7 protein-coding genes, 1 tRNA gene and 1 rRNA gene are annotated in these 6,891 nt (G+C 55.1%); 5 read left to right on the top strand and 4 right to left on the bottom strand.

The genetic code is table 11. From position 1 onward, the window contains the following. The 3 genes from rrf to dkgB form a co-directional block, all read left to right on the top strand. Positions 1-109, top strand: a 5S ribosomal RNA gene (gene rrf, locus ACJ8IM_RS18405); the annotation flags it as partial. A gap of 94 nt (positions 110-203) precedes the next feature. Further along, positions 204-280 (top strand) — tRNA-Asp (locus tag ACJ8IM_RS18400). 212 nt (positions 281-492) lie between these two features. Next, entirely contained in the window at positions 493-1,296 is an 804-nt protein-coding gene (dkgB, locus tag ACJ8IM_RS18395) for a 2,5-didehydrogluconate reductase DkgB (protein ID WP_033653355.1), read from the top strand. A gap of 43 nt (positions 1,297-1,339) precedes the next feature. Here the strand turns inward: dkgB and yafC are convergent, their stop codons facing one another. Then, positions 1,340-2,227, bottom strand: coding sequence for a DNA-binding transcriptional regulator YafC (gene yafC, locus ACJ8IM_RS18390; RefSeq protein WP_033637190.1), 888 nt, complete (start codon positions 2,225-2,227; stop codon positions 1,340-1,342). 331 nt (positions 2,228-2,558) lie between these two features. Between yafC and ACJ8IM_RS18385 the strand changes: the two genes are divergently transcribed. Next, positions 2,559-3,353 (top strand): endonuclease/exonuclease/phosphatase family protein, encoded by a 795-nt coding sequence (locus ACJ8IM_RS18385; protein ID WP_072008392.1) that lies wholly within the window; start codon positions 2,559-2,561, stop codon positions 3,351-3,353. A gap of 52 nt (positions 3,354-3,405) precedes the next feature. Here ACJ8IM_RS18385 and mltD read toward each other — a convergent pair whose 3' ends face one another. Together mltD and gloB are read right to left on the bottom strand one after the other, a co-directional pair. Continuing rightward, complete coding sequence (mltD, locus tag ACJ8IM_RS18380; protein ID WP_033653353.1) at positions 3,406-4,791, bottom strand: murein transglycosylase D; 1,386 nt, start codon at positions 4,789-4,791, stop codon at positions 3,406-3,408. A gap of 71 nt (positions 4,792-4,862) precedes the next feature. Next, positions 4,863-5,618, bottom strand: coding sequence for a hydroxyacylglutathione hydrolase (gene gloB / locus ACJ8IM_RS18375; protein WP_033653352.1), 756 nt, complete (start codon positions 5,616-5,618; stop codon positions 4,863-4,865). 44 nt (positions 5,619-5,662) lie between these two features. Here gloB and ACJ8IM_RS18370 point away from each other — a divergent pair, with 44 nt between their 5' ends. Continuing rightward, on the top strand, positions 5,663-6,382 hold the full coding sequence (locus ACJ8IM_RS18370) for a class I SAM-dependent methyltransferase (RefSeq protein ID WP_033637192.1): 720 nt from the start codon (positions 5,663-5,665) through the stop codon (positions 6,380-6,382). Here ACJ8IM_RS18370 and rnhA read toward each other — a convergent pair. After that, positions 6,379-6,846: a ribonuclease HI gene (gene rnhA / locus ACJ8IM_RS18365; protein ID WP_004930193.1), complete on the bottom strand. Its 468-nt coding sequence runs from the start codon at positions 6,844-6,846 to the stop codon at positions 6,379-6,381. The two genes, ACJ8IM_RS18370 and rnhA, sit on opposite strands and share 4 nt — an antisense overlap. Between the last annotated feature and the right edge of the window lie 45 nt (positions 6,847-6,891).

Here is a 6,891-nt window from a genome sequence, read left to right as displayed (position 1 = left end):
GCAATAGCGCGGTGGTCCCACCTGACCCCATGCCGAACTCAGAAGTGAAACGCCGTAGCGCCGATGGTAGTGTGGGGTCTCCCCATGCGAGAGTAGGACACTGCCAGGCATCAAATAAACGTTATCAGCGTGACGACTGGTAATGCGCAAATCGCAGCGCGCGATATTGCCGGCATCGAAAGATGCAACGTAAAAGAATCGGTGGAGCGGTAGTTCAGTTGGTTAGAATACCTGCCTGTCACGCAGGGGGTCGCGGGTTCGAGCCCCGTCCGTTCCGCCACTTAATTGATAAGCCCTGGGTCTCTGACTCAGGGATTTTTCATATGCAAAATTCATAAAGCCTCGTCGAATTTGTCGCCGTTCCTGCCGCTTTCCTCAATATTGTTGCCTGTTGATCAAAAGTCTTATGCCGAACCTGGCGTTTTTGCTCACTAAAAATATTGCCATACTCTCTCGCATCGCTATTTATCCACTAATGAGAGAGCAAATATTGTGAGCATCCCTGCATTTGGTTTAGGTACTTTTCGCCTTCAGGATCAGGTCGTTATCGACTCTGTGAGCACGGCACTGGAATTGGGCTATCGGGCTATCGATACCGCACAGATCTATGAAAACGAAGCGGCCGTCGGCCAGGCTATCGCCACTAGCGGTGTGCCGCGTGACGAGTTGTTCATCACAACCAAGATCTGGATCGCGAATCTGGCTAAGGGCGCCTTAATTCCCAGTCTGCGAGACAGCTTGGCCAAGCTGCAGACCCCGTATGTCGATCTGACGCTGATTCACTGGCCATCGCCAAATGATGAGGTGCCTGTCGCAGAGTTTATGGCTGAACTGCTGGAAGCCAAGCGATTGGGGCTGACCCGTCAGATTGGTATATCTAACTTCACCATCGATCTGATGCAGCAGGCGATTGATGCGGTTGGCGCCGATCAGATTGCGACTAATCAGATCGAACTGTCACCGTTCTTGCAGAATGAAAAAGTGGTGGCGTTCGCACGGCAACATGGTATCGCCATCACCTCTTATATGACGCTGGCGTATGGCAAAGCGTTGCAGGATGAGACGATCAAAAGCATTGCCGCCCGTCACAATGCGACGCCGGCACAGGTGGTTCTGGCTTGGGCGTTGAAGCTGGGCTACGCGGTGATCCCTTCTTCGACCAAGCGCGAAAACCTGGAAAGCAACCTGTTAGCGCAGCAACTGACGCTGAGTGACGAAGATATGGCGCAGATTGCGGCGCTTGAAAGCAACGGCCGATTGGTCAGCCCGGAAGGCCTCGCACCCAACTGGGACTAATCTTCAGATATGAAGACCTCAGGCGCCCCAAGAGGGCGCCTTTTTATCGCTTTAGCCGCTCGCTGATAAAATCGATAAAGCTGCGCAGGCGGTTACTGACAGCGCTATCGCTGTAGTACACCGCGTTGATCGGCATTTCGAGTGGCAGCGTGTCTCCTACCAGAAGGGGAACCAGGTTCCCGCGTTTGACGTCTTCATCACTCATAAAGTCCGACAGGCAGGCGATGCCGTTGCCGTGCAGGCACAGGTGGCGCTGGGTTTCGCCGCTGTTGGTGGTCAGCCCCGGAACGATCTCCAGTTGTCGACCATCGGCACAGGTCAGCGGCCAGCGGTTCAGATTGGGCAGATCGTTAAAGCCGATGCAGCAATGGTGCTCCAGGTCGGCTACCGTCTTTGGCGCGCCATATTGCGCCAGGTAGGCGGGGGAGGCCAGGATGCGTCGATAGCTGGCCATCAGCTTGCGCGCTTTCAGCGTAGAGTCCGTCAGCTCGCCGACGCGGATTGCGATATCCACTTTTCGTTCGATCAAATTGATGAAGTTTTCCGAAGAGACCAGCGACAGGGACATTTCCGGATAGCGTTCACGAAACTCGGCGACCAGCGGCGTCAACAGATGCAAGACGACCGGCGTTGCGGCATCGACGCGCAGCAGCCCCTGCGGGCGTTGACGGCTTTCCATCAACGCATTTTCCGCTGCGGCCATATCGCTCAACACTTTCTGCACCTGCCGAAAGTAGTTTTCGCCTTCCTGGGTCAGACTGATTTGGCGTGTCGTGCGGTTGAGCAGGGTTACCCCCAGCTTGCTCTCCAGCTTTTTTACCGTTCGACTGACCACGGAGTTGGCCTGCTGCAGGCGCTCCGCCGCCCGGCTGAAGCTGCCGCTTTCCACTACGGTGACGAAGGTGATGAGCTCGTCCGAATTCGCTTTCATTTTTGCTCCAAAGGCAAACTCTGTTCTAAATTTTTAGCGATTTCGTCATTTAAACACGTCGGAGCATCGTCGTCACCCACAGGAATCTGATTGCGCATATTCCTGTTTCCCCGTCTGCATTTTGCTGGCCCTTTCGCATTTTTCACCTCTGCTGCATCACCTTTACACTGCTATACCCTCAGAAGATTGAAATCGCCGCAGGCGGCCCCTATAACTGAAAAGGTTATGCCTGTAAAAGCCATGCCCTCTGTGCGGGGCAGGCGTATAATCAATTCACCGTTGGCGAAGTCTTCATCGCCAGTTTCATGCTAATGGGTTATAGGCGAATCGCGTGCCGAAACGAACTTATGCAATGAGGTATGTTGCAGGCCAGCCAGTTGAGCGAATCTTTCCTGGCGCCGTTAATCAGCCGTTGCCGCCAGGGGCGGCGCTGCCGACGACCGGCGCCTTGCGCGTTATGGTGTGGAATATTTTCAAACAGCAGCGAGCCGACTGGCTTTCGGTGCTGAAAAACTATGGCAAAGATGCGCAGCTGGTGCTGTTGCAAGAAGCGCAAACTACGCCGGAGCTGGTGAGCTACGCTACCGCCAACTATCTGGCGGCCGATCAGGTGCCGGCCTTTGTGTTGCCGCAGCACCCTTCCGGCGTGATGACGCTGGCGGCCGCTCATCCGGTTTACTGCTGCCCGCTGCGCGAGCGAGAGCCGCTGCTGCGGCTGTCCAAGTCGGCCCTGATCACCGTTTATCCGCTGTACAACGGTGAGCTGTTGATGGTGGTGAACATCCATGCGGTGAACTTTAGTCTGGGAGTCGACGTCTACAGCAAGCAGCTGGGGCCGATCGGCGAGCAGATCGCTAGCCACCGGGGGCCGGTGATCATGGCCGGGGACTTCAACGCCTGGAGCCGCAAACGTATCAATGCCTTGTATGACTTTGCCGGTGAGATGGCGCTGCGCGAAGTGAGCTTCGCCGACGATCACCGCCGTAAGGCTTTTGGCCGCCCGCTGGACTTTGTGTTTTATCGCAATCTTGGGGTCGTAGAGGCGTCGGTACTGGTGACCAGCGCGTCGGATCACAATCCGCTGTTGGTGGAGTTCCACCCGGAAAAAGATTCTCCCGTCTGGTGAATCGCAGGCAATAAAAAAGCACCCCGAAGGGTGCTTTTTTTGTGCCGGAAACTTAGGTGTCCGGCGTCAGCTTGTTGCCGACAAACAGGGTTAACTTCAGACCGGGTTGAAGGCTGTTGCCTTTACCGAGCGTTGAATTCCAACGCATCACGTCGTTAATATCGACGCCGTGACGACGTGCGATACTGGCAAGCGAATCACCTTTACGAACCTGATAGGTAATACTGCTGTTACCGCCAGTATTGCTGGCCACTTGCAGGGTTTGCCCAACTTTTATGGCGCTCTTGGCGCGTAAGTTGTTCCAACTCTGCAAATCGCTGGTCTTAACGTTCAGCCGCTTGGCAATGCCCGATAAGGTGTCGCCGGAGCGCACTTTATATGAACTGCCACCGGTCAAACCGCTGTTCTTCGCCAACTGCGTCGTTGGCTGAGTCACGGCGATCTGGCCATCGGCCAGCGAGTCTTTCAGTTGCTCGGCATGCCCTTTGGGAACCATGATGTAATGGGGCCCGTTGGGTGCCGTAACGCCTTTTTTGTAGCCTGGGTTATACGCTTTCATCTTGGTGACTGAAAGCCCCGCCATCTCAGCCGCCTGAGTCAGCTGGATCTGCTGCCCGACATCGATACGCGCCAGCGCACGGGTTTCATCCGTTTTCGGGAGTTTCACACCGTACTTCTTGCTGTTCTTGATGATGTCGCTCAGCGCCAGCATTTTCGGGACATAGATTGACGTTTCACGCGGAAGCGACAATGCCCAGAAATTGGTTGGCTTACCCTGGCGTTTGTTTGCCTTCACCGCTTGCATCACGCGGCCTTCACCACTGTTATAGGCGGCTACGGTCAGTAACCAGTCGCCGTTAAACATGCGGTTCAAGCGCTGCATCATGTTAAGCGCAGCGGTTGTCGAGGCGACGACATCGCGTCGACCGTCATACCACTGATTGTTTTTCAAACCATAATTGCGACCCGTTTGCGGCACGATTTGCCATAGCCCTGCGGCGTTGGCACTTGACGTGGCGTGGGGGTCAAAAGCGCTCTCCACTATGGGTAGCAGTACCAGTTCCATCGGCATATTACGTTTCTTAATCTGCCCGACTATCCAGTACATGTACGGCTCTGCCCGTAATGTTACATCGTGGAGATAGCTCTTACTTTTTAAGTACTTTCTTTTCTGATCACGGATCCGGGAATTTTCCGGAACCTCCATCTTCAGCTCGTCGCTAATGAAGTTCCACAGGTCCTGTTGCGCGGCGGGACTGTTGTTATCCAACCACCGCGCCGAGCTCGCTCGGCCATTTGCTGTGTACTCTCCTGCTTCACCATCTTGACCAGCTGAAGACAAACTCTGTGCATGCTGTTCTGGCGCCGGTGCGTCCTGCCTGGACGACTGGCAACCCACTAGCAAGACTGAGGCGAGAAATATCGCTTTAGCCTTCATGTGTGTGTCAATGTAGTTGCTTAAAAGACGAGCAATAATACTTTGCTTCGCCAAATAACACAACTAAAAGCTTAGAAGTTATCTTTCCGCAGGCGTAATTCGGAAAAAACTGAATGAAGGCTTTCCGGTGGTGAATTAAAGCCTAATTTCTTTAGTAAATCAGCGTCATGGCAACGTAAAAACAGGTTAATTTTGCGCTCTAATTGCAATGTGGTTGGCACGCTGGCTTGGCCTTTTGCCCTTAACGCTTCAACATGTTGTTGATATGTTTCAATCTCTCGATCTTCCGGCAAAATAGCCCGCGCAAACTTAAGATTTGAAAGAGTATATTCATGCGCGCAGCAAATTAAGGTGTTATCGGGAAGTTGCGCGAGTTGTTGAAATGAGTCGTACATTTGTTTGGCGCTGCCTTCAAACAGCCTGCCGCAGCCGGCGGAGAAAATTGTGTCGCCGCAGAACAGATAAGGGGCACTATAGAATGCCACATGGCCCAACGTATGGCCGGGGACGGCGATAGTCTTGTATTGGTGGCCATCGATGGCAAAGGTGTCGCCGTCGCGGACGATGTGGTTGGCGCCTTTGTCCGCGGTTTCTTGCGGCCCATAGACAGCCAGGCCGGGATATTGCGCCACGATCTGCGCCACGCCGCCGACGTGATCGTGATGATGGTGGGTCAGCAGGATCGCCGCCGGCGTCAGCTGCAGGCGCTGCAGCGCTTCCAGCACCGGCTGCGCCTCACCCGGATCGACGATAATGCAGCGCCCCTGCCGGTCATCCAATAACCAAATGTAATTGTCCTGGAAGGCGGGAATGCTGATAAGATTCATGGTGTACCTCTCGTTGGCAACGGCTTGAAAGAAGATAATAAATCATGAAACCAGCCCATACTCTACAAAAGCTCACCGGCCCGCAGTCCTGGGCGGAGCTGCCGTGGGGGGAATACTATCGTGAAGCCCTCGAGCGGCAGTTGCAACCCTGGTGGCCAAAGCTGTTCGGTTTCCATCTGCTGAAGATGGGCATGCTCAGCGCCGAGCTGGCCACGGACAAATGCGCGATTTCCCATCAGGTCAACGTAGGGTTGGAGGGGGAAGGGCTGCAGGTGATCGCCGATGCTTATCAACTGCCGTTTGCCGCCAAGTCGGTGGATGCCTGCCTGTTGGCGCATACGCTGTCCTATGCGGACGATCCGCACCGCATGCTGCGTGAAGTAGACAGGGTGTTGATCGACGATGGCTGGTTGGTTATCAGCAGCTTCAATCCGTTCAGCCTGCTGGGATTGGGCAAACTGGTGCCCGGATTGCGTCGCCGCCAGCCCTATGTCAGCCGCATGTTTACCCAGATGCGGCTGCTGGATTGGCTCAGCCTGCTGAATTATGAGGTGTTGTACCAGGCGCGTTTTCACGTGCTGCCATGGCACCGCAAGGGCGGCAAGTTTTTATGCACTCATTTGCCGGCTCTGGGCTGCATGAGCGTGATTGTGGCGCGCAAACGCACCTTGCCGCTGACGCCTACGCCGATGAAACTGGGGGCGAGAAAACCTTCTCTCAGCCGCGCGGTGGGCGCGACCAAGAGCTATCGCAAACTGCCTTAGGCTTCCGGTTGGTAACCGACGTCTTCCTGCGTCGGCTTACCGGCCGCTTCGCGCGCCAGCACGTCACAACGTTCGTTCTCCGGGTGGCCGGCGTGGCCCTTGACCCATTCCCATTTTACCTCGTGGCGCTGAATGGCCTGATCCAATCGCTGCCACAGATCGACATTTTTGACCGGCTTCTTGTCGGCGGTTTTCCAGCCGCGCTTCTTCCAGTTATGGATCCAGCTGGTGATGCCCTGGCGCACATACTGGCTGTCGGTGCTGAGCGTCACGGCGCAGGGCACGGTCAGCGCTTCCAGCGCCACGATCGCCGCCATCATTTCCATGCGGTTATTGGTGGTCAGACGAAAACCCTCGCTGAAGGTTTTTTCCGTCTGCTTATAGCGTAATATCGCGCCGTAGCCACCGGGGCCGGGGTTGCCAAGGCAGGAGCCGTCGGTGAAAATTTCTACCTGTTTGAGCATCTCTGGTAGACTCTTCCTATCAGTTTTATAAAAGCCAAGTCTGAC

Source organism: Serratia sp. CY33525 (assembly GCF_052169115.1).
Lineage (GTDB): Bacteria > Pseudomonadota > Gammaproteobacteria > Enterobacterales > Enterobacteriaceae > Serratia > Serratia sarumanii.
Note: the sequence above shows the minus strand (reverse complement) of the source record. Positions and strands in the feature narration are given on the sequence as shown.

What these genes read in the sequence shown, in the direction of transcription:
- mltD (WP_033653353.1), bottom strand. Translation starts at nt 4,791, where the DNA reads ATGAAGGCTAAAGCGATATTTCTCGCCTCAGTCTTGCTAGTGGGTTGC.
- gloB (WP_033653352.1), bottom strand. Translation starts at nt 5,618, where the DNA reads ATGAATCTTATCAGCATTCCCGCCTTCCAGGACAATTACATTTGGTTA.
- ACJ8IM_RS18370 (WP_033637192.1), top strand. Translation starts at nt 5,663, where the DNA reads ATGAAACCAGCCCATACTCTACAAAAGCTCACCGGCCCGCAGTCCTGG.
- rnhA (WP_004930193.1), bottom strand. Translation starts at nt 6,846, where the DNA reads ATGCTCAAACAGGTAGAAATTTTCACCGACGGCTCCTGCCTTGGCAAC.
- yafC (WP_033637190.1), bottom strand. Translation starts at nt 2,227, where the DNA reads ATGAAAGCGAATTCGGACGAGCTCATCACCTTCGTCACCGTAGTGGAA.